23 protein-coding genes are annotated in these 22,007 nt (G+C 61.3%); 11 read left to right on the top strand and 12 right to left on the bottom strand.

The window, feature by feature from the left end:
* Positions 1 to 492 (top strand): phasin family protein, encoded by a 492-nt coding sequence (locus KW842_RS13120; protein WP_218304543.1) that lies wholly within the window; start codon positions 1 to 3, stop codon positions 490 to 492.
* A gap of 31 nt (positions 493 to 523) precedes the next feature.
* On the opposite strand, the gene KW842_RS13115 is transcribed toward KW842_RS13120, so the two are convergent.
* Positions 524 to 1,192: a glutathione S-transferase family protein gene (locus KW842_RS13115; RefSeq protein WP_218304542.1), complete on the bottom strand. Its 669-nt coding sequence runs from the start codon at positions 1,190 to 1,192 to the stop codon at positions 524 to 526.
* Between the two features lie 177 nt (positions 1,193 to 1,369).
* Between KW842_RS13115 and KW842_RS13110 the strand changes: the two genes are divergently transcribed.
* The 7 genes from KW842_RS13110 (at position 1,370) to KW842_RS13080 (ending at position 6,482) form a co-directional block, all read left to right on the top strand.
* Positions 1,370 to 2,155 (top strand): MipA/OmpV family protein, encoded by a 786-nt coding sequence (locus KW842_RS13110; RefSeq protein WP_229223662.1) that lies wholly within the window; start codon positions 1,370 to 1,372, stop codon positions 2,153 to 2,155.
* A 42-nt stretch (positions 2,156 to 2,197) separates the two neighbouring features.
* Positions 2,198 to 3,046, top strand: coding sequence for a CPBP family intramembrane glutamic endopeptidase (locus tag KW842_RS13105; RefSeq protein ID WP_218304541.1), 849 nt, complete (start codon positions 2,198 to 2,200; stop codon positions 3,044 to 3,046).
* Positions 3,039 to 4,910: an AI-2E family transporter gene (locus KW842_RS13100; protein ID WP_373925178.1), complete on the top strand. Its 1,872-nt coding sequence runs from the start codon at positions 3,039 to 3,041 to the stop codon at positions 4,908 to 4,910. The genes KW842_RS13105 and KW842_RS13100 overlap by 8 nt, the downstream gene beginning before the upstream one ends.
* 8 nt (positions 4,911 to 4,918) lie before the next feature.
* Positions 4,919 to 5,281, top strand: a complete 363-nt coding sequence (locus KW842_RS13095; RefSeq protein WP_218304539.1) for a lysozyme inhibitor LprI family protein — start codon at positions 4,919 to 4,921, stop codon at positions 5,279 to 5,281.
* Entirely contained in the window at positions 5,281 to 5,811 is a 531-nt protein-coding gene (lptA, locus tag KW842_RS13090; protein WP_218304538.1) for a lipopolysaccharide transport periplasmic protein LptA, read from the top strand. The genes KW842_RS13095 and lptA overlap by 1 nt, the downstream gene beginning before the upstream one ends.
* A gap of 69 nt (positions 5,812 to 5,880) precedes the next feature.
* The gene (locus KW842_RS13085) at positions 5,881 to 6,174 is read left to right on the top strand and encodes a hypothetical protein (protein ID WP_218304537.1); all 294 of its coding nucleotides are present in this window, start codon (positions 5,881 to 5,883) and stop codon (positions 6,172 to 6,174) included.
* On the top strand, positions 6,171 to 6,482 hold the full coding sequence (locus KW842_RS13080; protein WP_229223661.1) for a DUF3597 domain-containing protein: 312 nt from the start codon (positions 6,171 to 6,173) through the stop codon (positions 6,480 to 6,482). The genes KW842_RS13085 and KW842_RS13080 overlap by 4 nt, the downstream gene beginning before the upstream one ends.
* 70 nt (positions 6,483 to 6,552) lie before the next feature.
* On the opposite strand, the gene phoR is transcribed toward KW842_RS13080, so the two are convergent.
* The 7 genes from phoR to pstS all read right to left on the bottom strand — a co-directional run bounded on the left by phoR (position 6,553) and on the right by pstS (position 13,219).
* Positions 6,553 to 7,866 (bottom strand): phosphate regulon sensor histidine kinase PhoR, encoded by a 1,314-nt coding sequence (gene phoR, locus KW842_RS13075; protein WP_218304536.1) that lies wholly within the window; start codon positions 7,864 to 7,866, stop codon positions 6,553 to 6,555.
* Between the two features lie 7 nt (positions 7,867 to 7,873).
* A complete protein-coding gene (locus tag KW842_RS13070) occupies positions 7,874 to 8,566 on the bottom strand; it encodes a response regulator (protein ID WP_218304535.1) in 693 nt (230 codons plus the stop codon).
* A 7-nt stretch (positions 8,567 to 8,573) separates the two neighbouring features.
* Positions 8,574 to 9,290, bottom strand: a complete 717-nt coding sequence (gene phoU / locus KW842_RS13065; protein WP_218304534.1) for a phosphate signaling complex protein PhoU — start codon at positions 9,288 to 9,290, stop codon at positions 8,574 to 8,576.
* A 37-nt stretch (positions 9,291 to 9,327) separates the two neighbouring features.
* Positions 9,328 to 10,131: a phosphate ABC transporter ATP-binding protein PstB gene (gene pstB, locus KW842_RS13060; RefSeq protein ID WP_229223660.1), complete on the bottom strand. Its 804-nt coding sequence runs from the start codon at positions 10,129 to 10,131 to the stop codon at positions 9,328 to 9,330.
* A 21-nt stretch (positions 10,132 to 10,152) separates the two neighbouring features.
* Positions 10,153 to 11,025, bottom strand: a complete 873-nt coding sequence (gene pstA, locus KW842_RS13055) for a phosphate ABC transporter permease PstA (protein WP_218304533.1) — start codon at positions 11,023 to 11,025, stop codon at positions 10,153 to 10,155.
* The gene (pstC, locus tag KW842_RS13050) at positions 11,025 to 12,023 is read right to left on the bottom strand and encodes a phosphate ABC transporter permease subunit PstC (protein ID WP_218304532.1); all 999 of its coding nucleotides are present in this window, start codon (positions 12,021 to 12,023) and stop codon (positions 11,025 to 11,027) included. Before pstC ends, pstA begins: the two co-directional genes overlap by 1 nt.
* Before the next feature lie 149 nt (positions 12,024 to 12,172).
* Positions 12,173 to 13,219 carry a phosphate ABC transporter substrate-binding protein PstS gene (gene pstS, locus KW842_RS13045; protein ID WP_218304531.1) on the bottom strand — a complete coding sequence of 349 codons (1,047 nt, stop codon included), beginning with the start codon at positions 13,217 to 13,219 and terminating at the stop codon, positions 12,173 to 12,175.
* 282 nt (positions 13,220 to 13,501) lie between these two features.
* Here pstS and ppk1 point away from each other — a divergent pair, with 282 nt between their 5' ends.
* Positions 13,502 to 15,598 (top strand): polyphosphate kinase 1, encoded by a 2,097-nt coding sequence (gene ppk1 / locus KW842_RS13040; protein WP_218304530.1) that lies wholly within the window; start codon positions 13,502 to 13,504, stop codon positions 15,596 to 15,598.
* 36 nt (positions 15,599 to 15,634) lie between these two features.
* Entirely contained in the window at positions 15,635 to 16,102 is a 468-nt protein-coding gene (locus KW842_RS13035; protein WP_218304529.1) for a histidine phosphatase family protein, read from the top strand.
* A gap of 228 nt (positions 16,103 to 16,330) precedes the next feature.
* On the opposite strand, the gene KW842_RS13030 is transcribed toward KW842_RS13035, so the two are convergent.
* The 3 genes from KW842_RS13030 to KW842_RS13020 all read right to left on the bottom strand — a co-directional run bounded on the left by KW842_RS13030 (position 16,331) and on the right by KW842_RS13020 (position 20,350).
* Positions 16,331 to 17,440: a polyamine ABC transporter substrate-binding protein gene (locus KW842_RS13030; RefSeq protein WP_218304528.1), complete on the bottom strand. Its 1,110-nt coding sequence runs from the start codon at positions 17,438 to 17,440 to the stop codon at positions 16,331 to 16,333.
* 82 nt (positions 17,441 to 17,522) lie between these two features.
* Complete coding sequence (fliD, locus tag KW842_RS13025; RefSeq protein WP_218304527.1) at positions 17,523 to 18,908, bottom strand: flagellar filament capping protein FliD; 1,386 nt, start codon at positions 18,906 to 18,908, stop codon at positions 17,523 to 17,525.
* Between the two features lie 86 nt (positions 18,909 to 18,994).
* Positions 18,995 to 20,350, bottom strand: a complete 1,356-nt coding sequence (locus KW842_RS13020) for a CoA transferase (protein WP_218304526.1) — start codon at positions 20,348 to 20,350, stop codon at positions 18,995 to 18,997.
* Positions 20,351 to 20,443: 93 nt separating this feature from the next.
* Here KW842_RS13020 and KW842_RS13015 point away from each other — a divergent pair, with 93 nt between their 5' ends.
* A complete protein-coding gene (locus tag KW842_RS13015) occupies positions 20,444 to 21,667 on the top strand; it encodes a citrate synthase family protein (protein ID WP_218304525.1) in 1,224 nt (407 codons plus the stop codon).
* Here KW842_RS13015 and KW842_RS13010 read toward each other — a convergent pair.
* Positions 21,648 to 21,968 carry a PilZ domain-containing protein gene (locus tag KW842_RS13010; RefSeq protein WP_218304524.1) on the bottom strand — a complete coding sequence of 107 codons (321 nt, stop codon included), beginning with the start codon at positions 21,966 to 21,968 and terminating at the stop codon, positions 21,648 to 21,650. The two genes, KW842_RS13015 and KW842_RS13010, sit on opposite strands and share 20 nt — an antisense overlap.
* Positions 21,969 to 22,007 lie beyond the last annotated feature (39 nt).

Below are 22,007 nucleotides of genomic sequence, written 5' to 3'. Positions count from 1 at the left end.
ATGAACACGTTTGTGGAAACGCTGACCCCGGCAGCCCGAAATCATGCGGAAACCCGCATCGACTATTACACCGACCTGACGCAAGCAGTGCTGCAATCGCTGCGCCAGTTGACCGAGCTGAATGTGCAATTCAGCCGCGACTTGCTGGACGACTCGTCCGCCTCGCTACGCTACAACCTGCTGACGCCGCCGTCGGAACGCCAGGCGGAGAACACGCCACAGCAGGCGGGCGCGCTGCTGCAACGGCTGCAGGCCTACCATCAGCAACTGGCCAAGGTGGCGACCGAATTCCAGTCCGAGATCAACAAGGTGGCGCAGGAGCATGTGCCCGAAGCGACCCGCACCGCCACCGAACTGGCCGACGCAGGCCGCAAGGCAGCGGGCCAGCACTTCAGCGATGAAGCCAGCCGCTTTGCCAATGTCGCCGCGCAAAACCAGGCCTTCCCGCAAGCTGCCTCGGTGCAGAGCGGCGACGAAGGCAACAAGAACTGATTACAGCGCCATGGTGCCGCCAGGTGCGGCACTACGCTGACAGGAAGCGGTCGGGAATATCCTGCGCAAACGGATACATCGAGAAATACGGCTTGGCCTCTTCCAGCACCTGCTGCACCGATGGCCGAGTCACCAGCCGCTCAAAGTAGCTCTGCAGGTGGTGATACTCTTCCGGGAACGGCAGCAAAGTGGCGGCATAGAACAGCGCCGGTGCGGCTGCGCAGTCGGCCATGCTGAAAGCTTCGCCGCACAGCCAGCTGCGCGTGGCCATGCGCTTCTCGATCATTTTGTAGGCCGTCTTCAGCTTGGTGCGTTCCTTGGTCTGATCGCAGCTCAGCCCGGTCAGATGCGCGCTGACAATGGTTTGCACCGGTCCTTGCACATAATTATCAAAGAAACGGTCCCACAGCCGCACATCGAGCGCGGCGTCCCAGTCAGCCGGGATCATCGGCTGCGCGCCTGGATAGTGGCGGTCCAGGTATTCGATGATGATGGAGGTTTCCGGCACGTCTCGCCGCTGTGCCTGGTCGCGCAGCACCGGGAATTTGCACAGCGGCCAGATCGCTTCCAGCTCCGCGCGGTCGGCGTCATCGCCGAGATTGATGATGCGCTTGTCGAAATCGACACCGTTCTCGTATAGCGCAATCAGCACCTTGTGACAGAACGAAGCCAGCGGGTGGTAATACAAGGTCAGGGACATGGCAACTCCAAGTGGCGTGTGACGATACCAAAGATTTCAGCACATGATACTTCAGCGGCAACGATGGCGTCATAAGGTATTTAAAGAGAAACTTCCGCGCGTCTAAAGCCGGGCAATCACGCACCGGCGGACCACTGAACGGGACCTATAACGATGACTATGCGCCACGCCATTACCTTGACCCTCCTCTCCCTATGCGCCTTCAGCGCCAAGAGCTTTGCCGAAGAAGCCGCGCCGGCCAACACCTCCGCCGCCAAAGGCGACAGCATGATGGCCGGCATCGGCCTGGCTTATGTGCCGGAATACGCCGGCGCCGACAAGAGCCGCGTGCTGCCGCTGCCCTTCCTGGAAAAGACCTATAGCAATGGCGTGTTCCTCAGCACCCGCCGCGGCCTGGGCTACGAAACGGCGCTCGGCGATTTCCATGTCAGCGCCGCGCTGGGCTATGACGGTGGCCGCGAGGACCACAAGAAAAGCTATCTTTCAGGCTCCGATGATCTGCGCGGCATGGGCAAGATCAGCGGTTCAGCACTGGCAGTGCTGAGCGTTGGCTACAAAGTGGGCAGCGTCGGCCTCAATCTGACCACCAAGCAAAACCTGTCGCACCGGGAATACGGCAACACCTATACCCTGGGCATGGAGACGCCGATTTACACCACGGCCAGTGACCAGTTCGGCTTTGGCGCGTCGGCCGAATTCGCGGACCGCAAACATATGCAAACCTATTTCGGCGTGACCGCGCAACAAGTTGCCGGCACAGGCAACCGTTACGGGCTGTACACGCCGAAAGCAGGTTTCACCAACGTGTCGGCCGGCGTCAACTGGACCCACGTCATCGACAGCAACTGGGCGGTGCGCAGCGCGGTGGGTGTCAACCGCTTGACCGGAGATGCGGCTGACAGCCCGCTGACCAAGCGCAAGACGACGCCGGTATTGATGACCGCGCTGGTCTATAAATTCTAAGCGGCCATGGGGTATCATTGCTAAAAATCAACGATTGAGTCAATGATACTTTCTGCTTTCCTCTTCCTCGCGTTTGCCATCGGCGCTGCCTGGGTCCGGCCATGGTGGTGGCTGACGTTGTTTGCCATGGCGTCGGCCTGGGGGCTGGCCGGCGGCGTGCTGGCGCCGGTGGCGATCGTTGCGTTGGCAGCGCTGACGGCGGCAGCCTATGGTTGCGCATCGGCGCCGCATCGCTGGCAGCGGCTGGTGTGTGGATTGCTCGCCGGCCTGCTATCCTTGGCGCTGGCCATGCACAAGCTGCCGGGCTTTCATAATCCGCTGCTGCTCGACCGCGTCGTGCTGTCGGCGGGGGCCGCGCCGTTCACCCAGTACGCCAATTTCGACAAAGGTGCAGTCGGGCTGATTCTGCTGGCCCTGCTGTGCCGCCGCGTGACCTCCTGGAGCGAACTCGGCGCCGTGCTGCGCCGGACCGCGCCGGTGCTGGCGCTCACGCTGCTGGCCACGCTGGGCTTTGCGGTGGCGGCTGGCGTGGTTGGCGTTGACTTCAAGCTATCATCGCAGACTGCCAGCTTCATCGCGGTCAACCTGTTGTTCACGGTGATCGCAGAGGAAGCATTCTTCCGTGGCTTCCTGCAAGCGCGGCTGGCCTTGGCGCTGTCGCGTTTTTCCTGGGGAGCGGGTCTGGCCATGGCCGTTTCGGCGCTGCTGTTTGGCGCCGCGCACCTCGGCGGCGGAGTGCTGTATGGCATACTCGCCACCATCGCCGGCTTCGGCTACGCCTGGGCCTACCAGCGCACGCAACGCATCGAGGCCGCCATCCTGGTCCACATCGCATTGAATGCGGTCCATTTTATTGCTTTCACTTATCCAGCCAGGTTACCCGGTGTCTGACTCTCTCGCCTCCCGCAATTTGCCCAGCGCCGTCGCCGGCCTGGTCGGCACCGCTACGGTGCTCGCCCTGCTCTACTTCGGCCGCGATGTGCTGATTCCGATCACGCTGGCCTTCATTTTCAGTTTCCTGATCGCGCCGTTTGTGCGCGCGCTGCGCCACCTTGGGCTGGGACAGACGATGTCGGTGTGCACCGGGGTGCTGGTCGTGACCGTGACCTTGCTGGCGGTTGGCGCTGTGATCGTGCAGCAGGTCGGCATGATGGGCGCCAGCTTGCCGCAGTACCAGGACACCATTGCCAGCAAGGTCGAGAAACTTGACGAGCTGACGCGCGGCACGCTGGGCAGCCTGGGTGGCCCGGCTGGCCAATTGATCGAACACTTCACGCAGGATGCGCCAGGTGGCGCGCAGCCGGTGCTGCAAAGCGATGGCAGCGTCAAGACGCCTGTGCTGGTCGAAATCCACGAGCCAGCGCTGAAGCCTTTCCAGTTGCTCGGCAAAATCGTCGCCTCGGTGTGGCCGCCGCTGGAAACGGCCGGCATTGTGTTTGTGGTGCTGATCTTTGTATTGCTGGAGCATGAATCGCTGCGCGACCGTTTCATTCGCCTGGCCGGTGGCGGCGATTTGCGCGCCACCACCATCGCCGTCAACGACGCCGGCGAGCGCCTGTCGCGCTTCTTTATCTCGCAGTTTTTGGTGAATATCGCCACCGGCCTGGCGGTATGGCTGGGCCTCAGCCTGATCGGGCTCGGCCAGGCACTGCTGTGGGGCACGATGACCGCCGTGCTGCGCTTCATTCCCTACGTCGGCGTGTGGATGGCGGCATTCTGCGCCACGCTGCTGGCGGCCGCCATCGATCCCGGCTGGTCGATGGCCTTGATGACGCTCGGCCTGTTCCTGGCGGTCGAGATCATTGTTGCGCAAACCATCGAACCCAAGCTGTACGGGCATACCACCGGGCTGTCGCCGCTGTCGGTGGTAGTGTCGGCAATTTTCTGGAGCTGGATCTGGGGACCGGTCGGACTGGTGCTGTCGACGCCGCTGACCCTGTGCCTGGTGGTGGCGGGCCGCTACATCCGCGCCCTGAAGGTGCTGGAAATTATGTTCGGCGAACTGCCGGCGCTGACCATGCCGCAGAATTTCTACCAGCGCGCACTATCAGGCGACGCCCACGAAATCATCACCAGCGCCAAGCGCTATATGCAGCATAAATCGCTGGCCGAATATTGCGACGGCGTGCTGCTGCCGGCGCTGCACCTGGCCGCGTTCGATCTGAAAGACCGTTCCATCACGCCGGATGAGCAGGAGAAGGTCAGCACTTCGATCATTGCGGTGATCGAAGCGCTGAGCGGCAATCCGAAGTGGTGGAAGAAGCGCAAGCGCAGCTCGGTACTGGCCGACGGCGGCATCGGCCGCCAGCTGCGCGAGCGGCGCATCTCTGACACCGGCGAATGGCAAGGTTCGCTGGACGTGCCGGCGGGCAGCCTGGTGCTCAGCATCGGCCTGGGCTCGCAGTACGCGGAGCTGGCGACCGAGCTGCTGGTGCGCGTGCTGCGCGAGCAGAAAATCGATGCGCGCAGCATGAGCTTTGAAGACCTCGACCAGCCGGCGCCGGCGGAAGCCTCGCCGGACCTGGTGGCGATTGTCTGCCTGGTCAGCGTCGATCCGCTAAACGATTGCGAACTGATGACGCAAACGCTGGAGCGCATGCGCAATGAACTGCCCCACTGCAAGCAGTTCGCCTTGCTGCTGCCTAGCCCGTTTGAAAATCCGGACTTGAAAACCTGTGTCTTCCCCAGCGCGGACCATGTGGCGCGCTCGTTTGACGACGTGCTGCACAGCTGCCAGCGGGCCATGAAAGGATGAAGCACCTTATGAAATTCCTGATTTCCCTGCTGCTGGCGGCCAGCGCCAGCAGTGTCTATGCACTCGATTGCAAGACCGCCTCCGCCACGCCCGAGCTTAACGAATGCGCTGCGATAGAGCAGAAAAAGGTCGAGGACCAGCTGAACCAGATCTACCAGCGCAGCATCAAAGCCATTGATGAGCCGGACACCAAAAAGGCGCTGATCGCAGCCCAGCGCGCCTGGATCAAATTCCGCGAGGCTGACTGCAAAGCGGTCTACGAGCGATACAAGCAAGGCACTGCCCGCACCATGATGTTTATCGGCTGCATGCGCGGCCACGCGGAAAACCGCATCAAGGATCTGGCGGACTTTCAATACGGAGGGAGCTGATGAAGACTTTGCTCACGCTGGCCGCGCTGTGCCTGCCGCTCTGTGCTTCGGCCGAAAGAGCGGACCGGTATGAAAAGACCGTGATTACATATGATGGCGACATGACCCACGACACCATCAAAGGCATCAGCCACTTTAACGATAACGTGGTGCTGACCAAGGGCAGTTTGCGCATCGCATCGGATACGCTGGTGGTGAGCGAATCGCCGGACGGCTCGCACACCTACATCGTGACCGGTTTGCCAGGCCACGTGGCCAAGTTCAAGCAGAAGCTGGATTCGCCGGACGACAAGTGGATCGATGGCGAAGGCAAAGTCATCACCTACCGCGAAAAGGAAGATGACCTGACCATCGATGGCAACGCCATGGTCAAAGTTTCCGAACACGGCAACGTCAGCGAGGAAGCGAACAGCGCCAGTATCATCTATGACGTGCGTACTGAGCAGTTTTTTGCCAAGAGCGCCAATAACACGACCAAGGTGCGTTCGATGCTGACCATCTCGCCCCGCAAAGACCCGTTGAGCAAATAGGGTTAGGCTGCGTACAGACCTGCGTCGGGCGGCACGTTAGTTTCTTGCTATACACAACAGGGAGCTAATATGTCCGTTATTACTGAACACACCATCAGCCAATTGTTCTTGCTCAGCAATGCCGAGCAGCGGGCAGACATCGTGAATCGCCTGCTGGCCAATGTCAGTCATGAGATGGTGGTATCGCTGGCGGCCAGCATTGGCGACTTCGGCGACGACCAGCATCCGCGCGTGACGCCGGAGCAGACTGAACAAATCACCGCAGCACAGATGGAAGAAATCGCCGCCACTGCGGAGCAGCACACGCCAGGCGTGGTGGAAAAGGTGACCGCCCACTTCAACGAAGCATTGGCGCGCGCTTGAAGCAGCCCATCGGCATGCTGGGCAATATCGTCCACAAGGCTTCCTCACCGGATCGCAACGTTGAGAAGGTGCTGGATGAGAAAGCCCGGCAAAGCGGCCTGCCGTTCAGCTGGCGCAGCTCCGTAGTCGATCTGCTGAATCTGCTGGCGCTGGACAGCAGCCTGCCGTCGCGCAAAGTGCTGGCGCGGGAGCTGTATTATGCCGGCGACACTGGCAGCCCGGCCATGATGAACGTCTGGCTGCATCGCCAGATCATGACCAAGCTGGCCCAATACGGCAACAAAGTCCCCGCCGATCTCAAAGACTAGCAGCTTTGTATTATCTCAACACGGCGTAGCAGCGCACGACCTAAACAGCGGATCATCGCAGCTTTTCCAGTCAGTTCAGCGCCAGTTCGGGCTGCTGTTGCACAACGGCAGTCTTCGGCAGGCAGACGATAAAGGTGCTGCCCTTGCCTGCTTCCGATTTGATTTGCAGCGTGCCGCCGTGACGCAGCAGCACGTGCTTGACGATGGCCAGCCCCAGCCCCGTACCCTGCGTCTCGCGCGAACGGCTCTTGTCGACGCGGTAGAAACGCTCGGTCAGGCGCGAGATATGTTCCGGGCTGATGCCGATGCCGGTGTCTTCCACCTTGAACTTGACGCCGCCATCGAACTCGCGCCACGCCAGGTGGATCTTGCCGCCAGCAGGTGTATAGCGCACCGCATTCGATGCCAGATTGCCGAACGCACTGTGCAGTTCCTCATACGAACCCATCACATTCGGTCCCTCGATCGACATGGTCACCTCATGCTTGCCGGCCGACAGCGCTTTCGCATCGCGCTGCACCTGCTCCATCAGCTTGGCGACATCCACCGGCTCCGGCCGCATCGGATAATCCACCGATTCCAGGCGCGACAAGGTCAGCATATCCTCGATCAAATGCTGCATACGGTGGCCCTGCTCCGTCATCAGCTTCAGGTGCGCGGCGCGGGTGGCTGCATCCAGCCCCTCCTGCGCGGCGATTTCCAGGAAACCGACGATCACCGTCAGCGGCGTGCGCAGCTCGTGCGAGGCATTGGCGATGAAGTCGCGGCGCATTTCCTCGATGCGCTCCGTCTCGGTCGCGTCGTGCGTGACCAGAATCTGGCGGCGGTTCTCAAACGGGATGATATGCACGATCAGCTTGCGCTCGCGGAAGCTGATCGTCAGCGGCTGCTCGTAGCGCCCCAGGATGATGTAATCCATGAAGTCCGGATTGCGCACCAGGTTGGTCACGCGCATGCCCTTGTCACGCTCGTTGCTCAGGCCCAGATGCTGCTCGGCGGCAGGATTGCACCACTCCAGGAACAGCACATCGTCCATGATGGCGACACCGTCCGGCAGCAAATGCATCGCCTGGCGGAAGCGCGCCAGCCATTCGGTCAGCTCGGCCTGGTTTTTTTCGTCCTCGCGGCGCATGCGGTACAGGCGCGAGAAAATATTGGTCCACTCGCCCCAGCCATCCGGCAGCTTGGCGCTTTGCGGATCGTCCATCCAGTTGCTCAACTGGTACAGATAAGACAGCTGCGTGAACACCAGCGCCATCATGCAGATCAGCGCCAGTATCAGGCCGGTGAGCCAGCCCGCGATCCAGCCCGCCAGCGCGCAGCCCGCCAATATCAAGGCTGTGCGCAGTGCCGCAGGCACCCAGAACACCAGTTTTGGATTCATTTAAAACTCAGCTTTTTTCCGAAAGCATATAGCCTACACTACGCACGGTCTTGATCAGGTGTTCAGCCTCTTTCAAGGCTTTACGCAGACGCAGCACGTGCACGTCGACGGTACGCTCTTCGATCACCACATGATCGCCCCACACCTTGTCCAGCAGCTGGCTGCGCGAGAATACCCGTTCCGGATGCGCCAGCAGGAATTTCAGCAACTTGTATTCGGCATGGCCGATATCGATCTTCTGCTCGTCCATCGACACCGTGCAGCTGACCGGGTCCAGCATAATGTTGGCCGCGCGCATGGTCGACTGCGAATGCTCCGGCGCCTTGCGGCGCAATAGTGCTTTGGCGCGCGCCAGCAGCTCGCGCGGCGAAAACGGCTTGGTGATGTAATCGTCGGCGCCGCTGTTCAGGCCGGCCAGCTTGTCCTCTTCCATGCTCTTGGCGGTCAGCATGATCACCGGGATGTCGCTGAACTGGCGGTCGGAACGGATGCGCGCCAGCAGTCGCAGGCCGGTCGAATCCGGCAGCATCCAGTCCAGCAGGATCAGCTGCGGGGTGCGGGTCTGGATAAAGTCCCAGGCCTCCCCCGCGCTTTGCACGGCGCAGCAGTTCCAGCCCGCCTCGCGCAGCGAAAACGTCACCAGCTCGATAATCGCCGGTTCGTCTTCTACTATCAGTACAGTCGTTTTATCAGATGCCATGTAAATTTTATTTGTTAGCCTGCTCAGGCTCGTCCTCAGGGAGCGGCGCCAGCTTGGTGTGGCGGATGTCCTTGCCTTCCACCACATAGATGACGTATTCCGCGATGTTCTTGGCATGGTCGCCGATGCGCTCGATCGCCTTGGCCACCCACAGGGTGTCCAGCGCGGCCGAAATGGTGCGCGGGTCTTCCATCATGAAGGTGATCAGGTTGCGCATGATGGAACGGAATTCATGGTCGATCACCGCATCCTGGGCGATCAGTTGCAGCGCCTGCTTGCCGTCGTTGCGGGCGAAAGCGTCCAGCGCGTCGTGCAGCAGGTCGCTGGTATTGTTGGCGATGCCGCGCACCATTTCGTAATGGTTGACGGTCACCGCGCCGCGCGCGTGCAGCTGCTTGGCGGTACGGGCAATCTTGGTAGCCTCATCGCCGATGCGCTCCAGGTCGGTGATGACCTTGATGGTCGCCATGATGGTACGCAAGTCGTTGGCGGCCGGCTGGCGGCGCACGATCAGGTGGCTGCACTGGTCGTCCAGCTGCACTTCCAGCTGGTTGACGGCGTCGTCTTCACGCATCACGCGGTCGGCGCGCTCGGAATTACCGATGCGGAAGCAAGTCATGGCGTCGAGGAATTGGGTCTCGACGATGCCGCCCATCAGCAGCACTTTGCTGCGAATGGCTTCCAGTTCGTTGTCGTACTGCTTGGATGAATGCTCACCGATCATGCTGCTCTCCAATTGCGAATTGATATTATAAGGTTGATCAGCCGAAACGTCCGGTGATGTAATCCTGGGTTTCCTTGCGGGCCGGATTCATGAAGATCTGGTCGGTTTCCCCGAACTCCACCAGCTCGCCCAGATACATATATGCGGTGTAGTCCGAGCAGCGCGCGGCCTGCTGCATATTGTGGGTCACGATGGCGATGGTGTAGTCCTGCTTCAGCTCGGAGATCAGTTCTTCCACTTTCGAGGTCGAGATCGGGTCCAGCGCCGAGGTCGGCTCATCCAGCAGCAGCACGTCAGGCTTGACGGCGACGCCACGGGCGATGCACAGACGCTGCTGCTGGCCGCCGGACAGCGACAGGCCGCTCTTGCTCAGCTTATCCTTGACTTCGGTCCACAGCGCGGCCTTCTTCAGCGCCCATTCGACGCGCTCGTCCATTTCGCCTTTCGACAGGTCTTCATACAGGCGCACGCCGAAAGCGATGTTGTCGTAGATCGACATCGGGAACGGGGTCGGCTTCTGGAACACCATGCCGACCTTGGCGCGCAGCATGTTCAAATCCTGGCCTTGCTCCAGGATGTTACGGCCGCGGTACATGATCGAACCTTCGGCGCGCTGGCCTGGGTACAGGTCGTACATGCGGTTCAGCGTGCGCAGCAGCGTCGACTTGCCGCAGCCCGATGGGCCGATAAAGGCGGTCACCTGCTTCTCATGCACGTCCAGGCTGACATTGTGCAGGCTCTGGGTCTTACCGTAGAAGAAATTCAGGCCCGAAATCTCAATGGTCTTGCGCTTGCCGTTGTTCATGGTGGCGAGGTTTTCTTGGCTCAGTTGCGTATTCATGGATGGATTCGCTTTTATCAATTAGTTCGGGGCTTTTTGGGAAAACACGGTGCGAGCGATGATGTTCAGCGCCAGCACGCTAAAGGTCACCAGCAGCGCGCCGCCCCAGGCGAGTTCACGCCAGTTATCGTAAGGGCTCATGGCGAAGCCGTAGATCACCACCGGCAGGTTGGCCATCGGCGCATTCATGTCGCTGCTGAAGAACTGGTTGTTCAGCGCGGTGAACAGCAGCGGCGCGGTTTCGCCGGAAACGCGGGCCACGGCCAGCAGCACGCCGGTGATCACGCCGGCCTTGACGGCGCGCAGGCGCACCATCATCGCCACTTTCCAGCGCGGCGCGCCCAGCGCAAACGCGGCTTCCAGCAGGCTGTTCGGCACCAGGCGCAGCATATTGTCGGTGGTGCGCACCACCACCGGGATGGCGATCAGCGCCAGCGCGATCGAACCGGCGTAGCCCGAGTAGTGCTTGGTGGTGGCCACGTACATGGCCCAGACGAACATGCCGATCACGATCGACGGCGCCGACAGCATGATGTCGGTGACGAAGCGGGTGATGGCGGCAACCTTGTTTTCCTCGCCGTACTCGGCCAGATACATGCCGGCCAGGATGCCGATCGGGGTCGAGATCAGCGTCGACAGCGAGACGATCATGAAGCTGCCGAAAATGGCATTCCACAGGCCGCCACCTTCGCTACCCGGCGCCGGCGTGGTCTGCGTGAACATATTGATGCTCAGCGCGCCGAAGCCTTTGATCAGCAGCGTGGCCAGAATCCAGGCCAGCGCGATCAGGCCGACCGACATCGCCAGCACCGACAGCGCGATGCCGATACGGTGCATCAGCAAGCGTTTGCGATAAACCGGGTTCATCGCGGCTTTTTCCAGAGTTGCGCTCATTATTTGACGCCTTCCTTGCGAGACATGCCAGCCAGCATCAGCTTGGCGGCGGACAGAACGATAAAGGTGATCACGAACAGGATCAGCGCCAGTGCGAACAGCGACGAGGTGTGCAGCGCGGTATCCGATTCGGCGAATTCATTGGCCAAGGTCGAGGCAATCGAGTTACCCGCCGCGAACAGCGACCAGGACAGCTTGTTGGCGTTGCCGATGACGAAGGTCACCGCCATGGTCTCGCCCAGCGCGCGGCCCAGGCCCAGCATGACGCCGCCGACCACGCCGGTCTTGGTATAAGGCAGCACGATCTTACGCACCACTTCCCAGCGGGTGCAGCCCAGGCCGTAGGCCGACTCTTTCAGCACCGCAGGGACAATTTCAAACACATCGCGCATCACCGAAGAGATGAACGGGATGATCATCACCGCCAGGATCAGCGCGGCGGTAATCAGGCCCAGGCCCATGGTCGGGCCGCTGAAGAACTGGCCGATCACCGGCAGCTGGCCCAGCGTGGCTTTCAGGAAGGGCTGGACGTAATCGCCGAACAGCGGCGCAAACACGAACAAGCCCCACATGCCGTAGATGATGGACGGGATGCCGGCCAGCAGCTCCACCGCCGTGCCCAGCGGGCGGCGCAGCGAAGCCGGGCAGATTTCGGTCAGGAACAGCGCGATACCGAACGAGATCGGGAACGCGATCAGCAGCGCGATGCCGGAAGTGGCCAGCGTGCCGACGATGGCGATCATTGCGCCATACTGGTCATTGACCGGGTCCCACTCCACCGTGGTGATGAATTTCGGACCAAACTCCTTGAAGGCAGGCCAGGCGCCGACCATCAGCGAGAAGATAATCCCCAGCAGCACCGCCAGCACGGACAGCGCGAAGATCATGGTGGTTTTGTGGAAGAAGAAATCCTGGATGCGCTGCTTGCGCATGGTGCGCAGCATAGCCTGCGTTGCAGCCTGCTCCGCAGCAGTCATTTGTGCGGTATTTGTATGCATGGCCGGCTCTTGTTTGGATAGTGGCGTGGAAGTGATATCTGCGCTCATATTTTTTCTCGGTGGATGTAAGCTAGCCTGCGGCGTCCGACTGGGCACCGCAGGCTAACCCCCTCGCCGCTGCAACTGGGGCGGCGAAGGGACAGTCCGGATTAGTAGATTGCTTTGCCCGAAGCGTCTTTCAGGTTAGCTTTCCAGGAATCCTGAACCAGCTTGACCACGTTGGCAGGCATAGGAACGTAGTCCAGTTCCACCGCAGCGGCGCCGCCGTTTTTGAAGGCCCAGTCGAAGAACTTGACGACTTCCTTGCCTTTGTTGGCATCAGCCTGCACTTTGTGCAGCAGGATGAAGGACACGCCGGTGATAGGCCACGAGTTTTTGCCTGGCTGGTCGGTCAGTACCACGCCGAAGCCTGGGGTTTTCGCCCATTCTGCGTTCGAAGCAGCGGCTTTGAAGAACTCGTCGTCAGGCTGCAGGAAGTTGCCATCCTTGTTTTTCAGCTGGGTGTGCGACATTTTGTTCTTTTTCGAGAACGCCCACTCGACGTAGCCGATCGAACCTTTGATACGCTGCACGTTGGCTGCAACACCTTCGTTGCCTTTACCGCCGACGCCAACCACCCATTTCACTGCGGTGGCTGCACCGATCTTGGTCTTGAATTCAGGGCTGGTTTTCGACAGGAAGTCGGTGAACAGGAACGAGGTGCCCGAACCGTCAGCGCGGTGTACCACGGTGATTTCGTCGGCTGGCAGTTTCACGCCTGGGTTCAGGGCGGCGATTGCCTGATCATTCCACTTGGTGATCTTGCCCAGGTAGATGTCAGCCACTACCGGGCCGGTCAGTTTCAGTTGGCCTGGGGTGATGCCGTCCAGGTTAACCACGGTCACAACGCCGCCCATGATGGCTGGGAACTGCATCAGGCCTTCTGCGTCCAGGTCAGCGGCGCTCATCGGTGCATCCGATGCGCCGAAGTCGACGGTCTTGGCTTTGATCTGCTTGATGCCAGCGCCCGAACCGACGGACTGGTAGTTCAGGCCGTTGCCGGTAGCGGCTTTGTACGACTCAGCCCACTTAGCGTAGATTGGGTATGGGAAGGTCGCGCCGGCGCCGGTCATATCGGCGGCGTGAGCAGCCGACGAGAAAGCCATTACAGCTGCTGCGCCAACCACCAGGGAAGAGATCAATTGTTTCAGTCGCATTTCAAGTCCTTTGTTATGACAGGTTAGGATGCTGCGCAGTCTAACGGGCCAATATGACAGCTTTATGACATGGTCAAAATATTTCAAAAATAGTTAACCACCCTCTGCCGCCCTATGAAACAAAGCCAAGTTGCCACGCTATATTACCTCCGCTTGTCATAAATGGCCGTCATTTATGACAGGGCTTGTCACAAAGCCGTCATATTTCTTCTTTACACTGTTGCAATCATTCTTGGCTTAAACAAGCTAGAATGGAAACAACTGCAAAGTGAACTAAAAGACATGAAGCCTGACTTGCATGCGGACGTAAACAAGAACTCGGCCTTCCTGGACCGGGAGCTGTCCCAACTGATGTTCAACCGCCGCGTATTGGCGCAGGCGGAAGACAAGAGCATTCCCTTATTAGAGCGGCTGCGCTATCTGTGCATTGCCAGCAGCAACCTCGACGAATTCTTTGAAGTGCGCGTGGCCAGCCTGCTGGCGGCCGGCGCGGCCGACGGTTCGCTGGCCACCCACCCTGCCCTGGTGGCCACGCTGTCGCGCATCAGCAATGAGTGCCATTTGCTGGTGGCGCATCAATATGAAATCCTGAACAATGAAATCCTGCCGGAGATGGCCGCCAACGGCATCCATCTGGTGCGCCACAACGAGCGCAACGACGCGCAGCGCGCCTGGGTCAAGGAATACTTCGACACCGAAGTGCGGCCGCTGCTGACGCCGATTGGCCTGGACCCGGCCCACCCGTTCCCGCAGGTGGTTAATAAGAGCCTCAATTTCATCGTCCAGCTGGGCGGCAAGGATGCGTTCGGGCGCGGCACCGGCATCGCCATCGTCAAGGCGCCGCGCGTGCTGCCGCGCGTGATCCGCCTGCCGGACGAGTTGTCGAGCAACGGCGGCATTTCCTTCTGCCTGCTGTCCTCGGTGATCCATGCGCATATCTCGGACCTGTTTGCCGGCCGCGAGGTGATCGGCTACTCGCAGTTCCGCGTCACCCGCGACAGCGATCTGTGGGTAGATGAGGACGAGGTCAAGAACCTGCGCCAGGCGCTCAAGGGCGAGCTGGTCGGCCGCCAGTTCGGCGCCTCGGTGCGGCTGGAAGTGGCCAAGAACTGTCCGCCGGAACTGTCGCAATTCCTGCTCGACCAGTTCGGCCTGCACCAGAGCCGGCTGTACGCGGTCAACGGTCCGGTCAACCTGGTGCGCCTGAACGAGATCATGGATTATGTGCACAATCCGGAGCTGCGCTTCACGCCGTTCTTCCCCGGTCTGGCGCACAAGCCCGGCAACCAGGACATCTTCGCCGCGCTGCGCAAGAACGACATCCTGCTGCACCACCCCTACCAGTCGTTCCAGACGGTGATCGACTTCATCCGCAGCGCCGCGCTGGACCCGAACGTGGTGGCGATCAAGCAGACGATTTACCGCACCGGCATGAATTCCGACCTGATGGAATCGCTGATTGCCGCCGCCAGGGCCGGCAAGGAAGTCACCGTCATCGTCGAGCTGAAGGCGCGCTTCGACGAAGAAGCCAATATCAACTGGGCCGACAAGCTGGAACAGGCAGGCGCGCAGGTGGTGTACGGCGTGGTCGGCCTGAAGACCCACGCCAAGGTGGCGCTGGTGATACGCCGCGAGGACAACAAGCTGCGCTACTACGCCCACCTCGGCACCGGCAATTACCATCCGACCACCACCAAGTTCTATACCGACTTTGGCCTGCTGACCTGCCATCCGGGCATCAGCCAGGAAGTCAACGAGGTGTTCATCCACCTGACTTCGCTGACCAAGCCGCACCGGCTGACGCATCTTTGGCTGGCGCCGTTCGCGCTGCAGAACGAAATCATCAAGGCGATCCGCAATGAAGCGCGTATCGCGCGCGCCGGCCGTCCGGGAAGGATTATTGTTAAGATCAATGCGCTGGTGGACGAGTCGGTGATACGCGCGCTATACGCGGCGTCCAAGGACGGCGTCAAGATCGACCTGATCGTACGCGGCGCCTGCATGCTCAAGCCGGGCGTGCCAGGACTGTCGGAAAACATCAAGGTGCGTTCGGTGATCGGCCGCTTCCTGGAGCACAGCCGCATCTACTACTTCCGCAACGACCTGGCGCACGACACCTATCTGGCCAGCGCCGACTGGATGAGCCGCAACCTGTTCCGCCGTATCGAAGTCGCCTTCCCGATTCTGGACAAGGCGCTGAAACGCCGGGTGATGGCCGAAGGCCTGACGCCGTACTTGAAGGACAATACCAACGCCTGGGAACTGGAGCCGGACGGCCACTACCAGCGGCGCCGGGCGCGCGGCAAGCAAGTCAGCTACAGCGCCCAGCAGCATCTGATGGAAACGCTGGGCACGCCCAACGCGCACCTGGGGGATTGACGGGATCTGTTTGCATTCATCACTGGGGAGAAAAGCATGGATCTCATTTTATGGCGGCACGCCGAGGCCGAAGATGCGCCTCCCGGCATGACCGATCTGGAGCGGGCACTGACCAGCAAGGGCCAGAAGCAGGCGCGCCGCATGGGGCAATGGCTGAACTCGCAATTACCGGACAGCTGCAAGATTCTGTCCAGCCCCGCCGTGCGGACACTGCAAACGGTGGAAGCGCTGGGCCGCAAATTCAAAATCCACACCGACCTGGCGCCGGGCGCCGACCCGGCCGACATCCTCAAGGCAGTCAACTGGCCGGGCAACAAGGATTCAGTGCTGGTGGTCGGCCATCAACCGACCTTGGGCCAGGTGGCGTCGCTGCTGCTGGCAGGTGATGATCTGGAATGGGATATCCGCAAGGCCAGCGCCTGGTGGTTTGCGCAGCGCGAGCCGGGTGTTCCGCAGAGTGTGTATCTCAAGGCGGTGATGTCCGCCGACCTGGTGGTGAAATAGCTTGTAAAGCGATGGCCTTCTGCTAGAGTTTAGTTGTATCAACTGTATCAACTAGAGGGAGGCCATCATGATGTTCACCTTGCTCACCATGGGGATTTTCGGCGGGATGATTGCCCTGGTTGCTTACGAACTGCTCCAGGAAATGCGCGGCAGTAAGCAAAAACTGATGGACCGCTACCACGACTAGCGTGGCAGCAGAAGCTCCCGCGCGTGCGGGAGCAATGACCGTCAAACGCCGGTCTTGAACTTGGTGTAAATGCGCGTGATATTGCGGCGGATGTCCGCCGGCACCGCCTCCGGTGGCGTCATGCGCTTCTTATCTTCTTCCGACAAAAACACCGTCTTGTTGTTAGCGATATCTTTGCGCACATGCTTGACGCTGGCCGCGTTCGGGTTGGCGTAGAACACCTTGTTGGTCAGGCTCGCATGCACTTCCGGACGCATGATGTAGTTGATCCACAGGTGCGCGTTGTTCGGGTGCGGCGCATCGGCCGGAATCGCCATGGTGTCGAACACCAGCGCAGCGGTGGTCTTCGGCACCAGCACTTCGATCACATTGCCGTTCTTGGCGTCGACCGCGCGCTGACGGGCGATGTTGATGTCGCCGGACCAGCCCAGCGCCACGCACACCGCGCCATTCGCCAGATCATTGATGTAGCCGGACGAGCTGAACAGCGTCACATACGGACGGATGGCTTGCAGCACCTTGCCGGCTTCGGTGTAGTCGGCGGCGCTCTTCGAGTACGCTGGCTTGCCCGCATAGATCAGCGCGGCCGGCAGCACTTCCGATGGAGAATCCAGGAACGACACGCCGCACGATTTCAGCTTGGACGCGTATTTCGGATTGAAGATCAGCTCCCAGGCATTGTCCGGCATCGGCATGCCGCCCAGCGCGGCCTTGACCTTGTTCACATTGATGCCGACGGTGGTATAGCCCCACATCCAATCGACCAGGTAGTCATTGCCCGGATCGATATTGGCCAGCTTGGCCTGGATAGCCGGGTCGAGGTTTTTCAGGTTAGGCAGCTTGGACTTGTCCAGCTTGCGCAGCTGCTTGGCATCGATCTGCAAGCGCGCCCATTGCGCGGTCGGCACCACGATGTCGTAGCCGGACTTGCCGGCCACCAGCTTGGAGTTCAGGATTTCGTTGTTATCGAACAGGTCATAACGGACTTTGATACCGGTTTCTTTTTCAAAGTTCTTAACCGTATCCTCGGCGATATAGTCCGACCAGTTATAGATATTGAGGACTTTCTCCTCTTGCGCACCAGCCACCTGCACGGCGCCTACCATCAAACCAGCAGCCAACAGCGCCGCACCAACGAACTTCCCTGCCATAACACCTCCGAGAGTGGATTCATACACAAGCCGTGATGATCGGGCATACCTCGCCCGGATGCAAGGAATTCGTTGAGAAATCTCAGCCCAGCATATCGAACAAGGTGCCCGTGCCTTTGCCGCCGAGGCCGTTGAGGGCGCTGCCGGCGCCGGTCTGGGCTTGCGCGGTGTACAACGCCGCCAGGGCGTTGGCCTGGGCGGTCAGCGCCTTGGTCATCGAGGCTTTCTTGCTGGTCAGGCTGGTGATTTCATTGGTGGTCAGCGAGGTTTGCTTGCTCAGCACGCTGTTGGTCGAGGTCAGCGACGACGCCTTGGCCGATAGCAGGTCCGCAAGGCCGCGCTTGTCTTCGGTGGTGAACAGCTTGGCCACGGACGACGAATCGGCGGTCAGCGCGGCTTGCAGCTTTTTATCGTCCACCTTCAGGTTGCCATCCTTGTCCTGGCTCAGGCCGATGGCCGCCAGCTTGGTGACCGACACCGTGCCGCCACCGGTCTTGAACAGCATGCTCATCTGGTTGATCGCCTGATTCAGCGCGGTATCCGACTTCAGGTCGCCTTTTTGCAGCTTCAGCATCTTGGCGTTGAGGTCGTTGTACGCGGAGACAAAGGCCTTCAGGTTATCGCCGATCTGGCTCGACGACTGGGTAATCGTGACGTCGCTCTTGCCTGCTGCCACCAGGTTCAGGGTAGCGCCGCCGATGGCGCTGTCCTTGATGCTATTGCTGGCACTCTTGATTTCCTTGCCGTCGACCAGCAGGATCGCATCCTGTGCGGCCGTCGATTGCTTGAGCTTTTGTGTGCCGGCCGTATCATAAGCCAGCAAATTCTTCAGCGTGGCGTCGCCACTGACGCTGATGCGCATGCTGTTGTTCGCGCCCGGCTGGCCGGCGATCGACAGCGAATACTTGCCGTTATCGCCCTTGACCACGGACACATCGACGCCCGCCGCCTTGAATGCGGCCGCAATGCCTTCCGGCGTGTTGTTGCTGCTGTCGATGGTGACGCTCTTGCTGCTGGCCGTGCCGTTGGTCGTGAAAGCCTTGCCGTCGCTGCTGCCAAAATCGATCTTGACGGTGGTGGTAGCGCCGCTGCCGACCTTGCCGTCGGTGCCGGCGGCGAATTCCTCGCTGGTCAGGAACTGCCCTTGGGCCAGTTGCTTGACATCGATCGCGTAAGTACCAGCCTTGGCGGCGCCGGTCGAGGCAGCGGTCAGCACCGTCTTGGCCGAACTGGCGGCGCTGGTGCTCAGGCCGTTGCCGCTCAGGCTGGCGGCGATTTGCTGAAAATTCGCCAGGGCGCTTTGCAGTTGTCCCAGTGCCGACAGCTTGGTCTGGTCCTTGGTAATGGACGCGTTGAGCTTGGCAGCCGCATTTGCCTGCGGGGCCATGGTTTGCTGGATGCGATTGTAGACATCCGTGGAAACGCCCGCGCTGGTTGAGCCGGTCGTAGAGCTGATGCTGGTAGCCATAGTATGAGATTCCGCCATGTTGGTGGTTACATAGTATGCAACATGGACGCTTGTGCCAATGCGGTGAATAAAAGGGGATTTTACCTCTATTCTCCCGGCCAGCGCGCGGGAGAAGCACCGAGACTGGATGCTGGACGATCCCAGGCCATGGCCACGCCCGCAATCGCGACCGGGGGACGGTAACGTCGCGCCGGCCCCCATGCGGTCTGCTCCAGCTCAGCCGCGAAGTCGGATGCTGCTATTGGCGCCAGCCCGCCTTGCGCCTGCGGCGGCGCATCAGTGAGCAGCTTTGCCGTACGCGCCAGCGATAGCCTGGCTTGCGCACCGCGCTCGCCGGCCAGCCGGGCGATCAGCCCACGCACGACGGCAGCCGCCATCAGGTAACCGGTGGCGTGGTCCAGTGCCTGTACCGGCAATGGTGTCGGCTGGCCGGCGCCCTGCATGTGCATGCCGTGTTGCGCGATGCCGCAGCTCATCTGCACCAGACTATCAAAGCCGCGCTGGCCGGCCAGTGGGCCGCTCCAGCCATAGGCGTCCAGTGCGACATCGATCAGGCCCGGATTCCGCTGGCGGCGGAATGCTACGCCATAGCCCAGGCGGTCCAGTGCCCCGGGACGATAGCCATGCACCAGCACATCGGCCTGCGCCAGCAGGCTGTCGAACACGGCGCGATCGGCAGGCTGCATCAGGTCCAGCCGCGCGCAACGCTTGCCGAGCGTGACTTCCGGAATCACGCCAGGCTCGTTCCAGTGCGGTGGATCGATGCGCAGCACGTCGGCGCCATAGCCGGCCAGGAAACGCGTTGCCACCGGCCCAGCGAGCACGCGCGTCAGGTCAAGTACTTTCAGCCCGGCCAGCGGCCGCTGCGGCGCCCAATCCCACGCCCGCGCTACTCCCGCAGCGCCCGGCGCAAACGCCATCAGCGGTTCGGCGGCAACAGCGCGTCCCTGCGGATGCGCCTGCCACTCGGCGATCGACCGCATCATGGCCGCGCAGCCGCCCTGCCCGACCACCGCTGTTTCCAGCTCCTGCCCGCGCCAGCCGGACACCGCTGCCGCCACCGCCTCGCGCGACACCGCACAGCCCAACACCGCCAGCGCGGCGTCACGATGGTGCGGCGCATTGGTATGCAGGCGTATCCAGCCGTCTGCCGTGGCGTAGTCGCCCGCCACCGCGTCCCACAACGGCGGCCGCTCCCAGCCGACCGGATGCAGCGACCAGCTGAACCACATCGACGCCAGCCGGCGGTCCACCGTCACATGCGCCGGCGCGGCGCCCTGCGCGAGCAGCAACTCGCGTACCGCCAGCGCCGCCGCGCCGACTGATGCCGCCGCCAGGTCGGTCACCGGGAAAGAGGACGGCAAGGCGCCCTCGCCCACCTGCGTTAGCGCGTCCAGCGACGATGCTGGCAAGGCCAGCGCAGACCACACTGCATCCAACATAACGGCTCCAGATAAGATAAGCTAGCTCGCAGCGTAGGACTGCCGGTCCGTGCGCGTCAATCTTGACTTGAAGTGTCAACATAGGAAGTGGAAATGGTCTGGATGACCGCTGCCGAAGCCCTGGACGTGCTGAACGTCCGCCCGCAAACGCTGTATGCCAACGTCAGCCGTGGCAAAATCCGCGCGCGGCCGGATGACGCCGATCCGCGCCGCAGCGTCTACCATCGCGACGACGTGCTGCGCATGGCCCGCCGCGCCAACGGGCGACGCAAAGTGGAAGCGGTTAGCGCACAGGCGATGCAGTATGGCGATCCGGTGCTGCCGTCCGCCATTTCCACCACGCTCGACGGATGCCTGTTCTATCGGGGGCATGACGCCGCCACGCTGGCCGACCACGCCAGCCTGGAGGATATTGCCGCTTTGCTGTGGGAATGCACGCCAGAAGAAGCCGCGACCATGTGGCCCACCGGCGCCAACTCCGCCACGGCCACCGCGCCATCGGCTACTACACCGTCGGCGGCTGCGCAATTGGCCGCAGCGCCACCAGGCGGTGCACTGGCTGCCGCCCTGCTCGCGCTGGCCCGGCGCAGCGCAAGCGACCCGCCATCGCTGGGCCGCCATGGTCCCGAACTGCGCGCCGAAGCAGCTAGCGTGCTGCTGACGCTGGTGGACGCGGTCACAGGCGCCGCTGGCGAGAGCCACGGACCGATCAGCTTGCGCCTCGCCCGCGCCTGGCGGGCAGAACGCCACGAAGACCTGATGCGCCGCGCGCTGGTGCTGATCGCCGATCACGAACTGAATGCCTCCACCTTTGCCACCCGCGTCGCCATCTCAACCGGCGCATCGCTGGCAGCCGGCGTACTTGCCGGCTGCACTACGCTGACCGGCCCGCTGCACGGCGGCGCGGCGGGGGCGTTCGGCCAGTTAATCACGCAAGCGCAAACCCACGGCGCCGAAGCCGCAACACGCACCTGGCTGGCCAGCAAGCGCCCGCTGCCCGCGTTCGGCCACCCGCTCTACCCGGACGGCGATCCGCGCGCAAAAGCGCTGCTAAAAAACCTACCGAAAGTTCAACCACATGAAGAACTCGCTGTGGCAGCCGAACAACAGGCGGGGGAACTACCCAGCATCGACTATGCCCTCTCCGTGCTGACCGCTGCCTGCGGCCTGCCCAAAGACGCTCCGTTTGTATTGTTTGCTGTAGGCCGCTGCATCGGCTGGCTGGCACACGCCCTGGAGCAAGTGCAAGCCAGCCGCCTGATCAGGCCACGGGCCCGCTACACCGGGCCCGCACCGATCACCGCAGGAATTTATTGATAGTAGCCATGGTGGCCATATCGGGATTCATGAACTGAAATCCGATTTTGAAGTGGTCACCGCTGAAAATGCAGTAGTTCACACGCGAGCGGCAGCTTAATACCTGCGCTTTGCCTTCGACAAACAGCTCGAACGACACCATGCCGATGTCGCCTGCCGCCAGCTTGTGATCAAACGTGAGCGACAAACCACTACCGCTGATATCGAGCGTGCGCCCCTGCTTGGGCGGCATGCCATCCATCACCACGACTGCCTTGGAGCGCACGATCTTACGCGCGCCTGACCTTTGATCGACTAACACTTTCCCATCCTTTAGTTACGTAATTGTTACGCAATTAGC

Origin of the sequence: Duganella sp. sic0402 (genome assembly GCF_019219065.1) — a bacterium.
Taxonomy (GTDB): Bacteria; Pseudomonadota; Gammaproteobacteria; order Burkholderiales; family Burkholderiaceae_D; genus Rugamonas.
Note: the sequence above shows the minus strand (reverse complement) of the source record. Positions and strands in the feature narration are given on the sequence as shown.

Bases quoted from the DNA above. Each gene is read 5' to 3' on its own strand.
- fliD (WP_218304527.1), bottom strand. From the start codon at position 18,908: ATGGCTACCAGCATCAGCTCTACGACCGGCTCAACCAGCGCGGGCGTT.
- pstA (WP_218304533.1), bottom strand. From the start codon at position 11,025: ATGAGCGCAACTCTGGAAAAAGCCGCGATGAACCCGGTTTATCGCAAA.
- lptA (WP_218304538.1), top strand. From the start codon at position 5,281: ATGAAGACTTTGCTCACGCTGGCCGCGCTGTGCCTGCCGCTCTGTGCT.
- pstB (WP_229223660.1), bottom strand. From the start codon at position 10,131: ATGAATACGCAACTGAGCCAAGAAAACCTCGCCACCATGAACAACGGC.
- phoU (WP_218304534.1), bottom strand. From the start codon at position 9,290: ATGATCGGTGAGCATTCATCCAAGCAGTACGACAACGAACTGGAAGCC.
- KW842_RS13095 (WP_218304539.1), top strand. From the start codon at position 4,919: ATGAAATTCCTGATTTCCCTGCTGCTGGCGGCCAGCGCCAGCAGTGTC.
- KW842_RS13115 (WP_218304542.1), bottom strand. From the start codon at position 1,192: ATGTCCCTGACCTTGTATTACCACCCGCTGGCTTCGTTCTGTCACAAG.
- pstS (WP_218304531.1), bottom strand. From the start codon at position 13,219: ATGCGACTGAAACAATTGATCTCTTCCCTGGTGGTTGGCGCAGCAGCT.
- KW842_RS13030 (WP_218304528.1), bottom strand. From the start codon at position 17,440: ATGGCAGGGAAGTTCGTTGGTGCGGCGCTGTTGGCTGCTGGTTTGATG.
- ppk1 (WP_218304530.1), top strand. From the start codon at position 13,502: ATGAAGCCTGACTTGCATGCGGACGTAAACAAGAACTCGGCCTTCCTG.
- KW842_RS13105 (WP_218304541.1), top strand. From the start codon at position 2,198: ATGATACTTTCTGCTTTCCTCTTCCTCGCGTTTGCCATCGGCGCTGCC.
- KW842_RS13020 (WP_218304526.1), bottom strand. From the start codon at position 20,350: ATGTTGGATGCAGTGTGGTCTGCGCTGGCCTTGCCAGCATCGTCGCTG.
- KW842_RS13015 (WP_218304525.1), top strand. From the start codon at position 20,444: ATGGTCTGGATGACCGCTGCCGAAGCCCTGGACGTGCTGAACGTCCGC.
- phoR (WP_218304536.1), bottom strand. From the start codon at position 7,866: ATGAATCCAAAACTGGTGTTCTGGGTGCCTGCGGCACTGCGCACAGCC.
- KW842_RS13085 (WP_218304537.1), top strand. From the start codon at position 5,881: ATGTCCGTTATTACTGAACACACCATCAGCCAATTGTTCTTGCTCAGC.
- KW842_RS13035 (WP_218304529.1), top strand. From the start codon at position 15,635: ATGGATCTCATTTTATGGCGGCACGCCGAGGCCGAAGATGCGCCTCCC.
- pstC (WP_218304532.1), bottom strand. From the start codon at position 12,023: ATGCATACAAATACCGCACAAATGACTGCTGCGGAGCAGGCTGCAACG.
- KW842_RS13120 (WP_218304543.1), top strand. From the start codon at position 1: ATGAACACGTTTGTGGAAACGCTGACCCCGGCAGCCCGAAATCATGCG.
- KW842_RS13070 (WP_218304535.1), bottom strand. From the start codon at position 8,566: ATGGCATCTGATAAAACGACTGTACTGATAGTAGAAGACGAACCGGCG.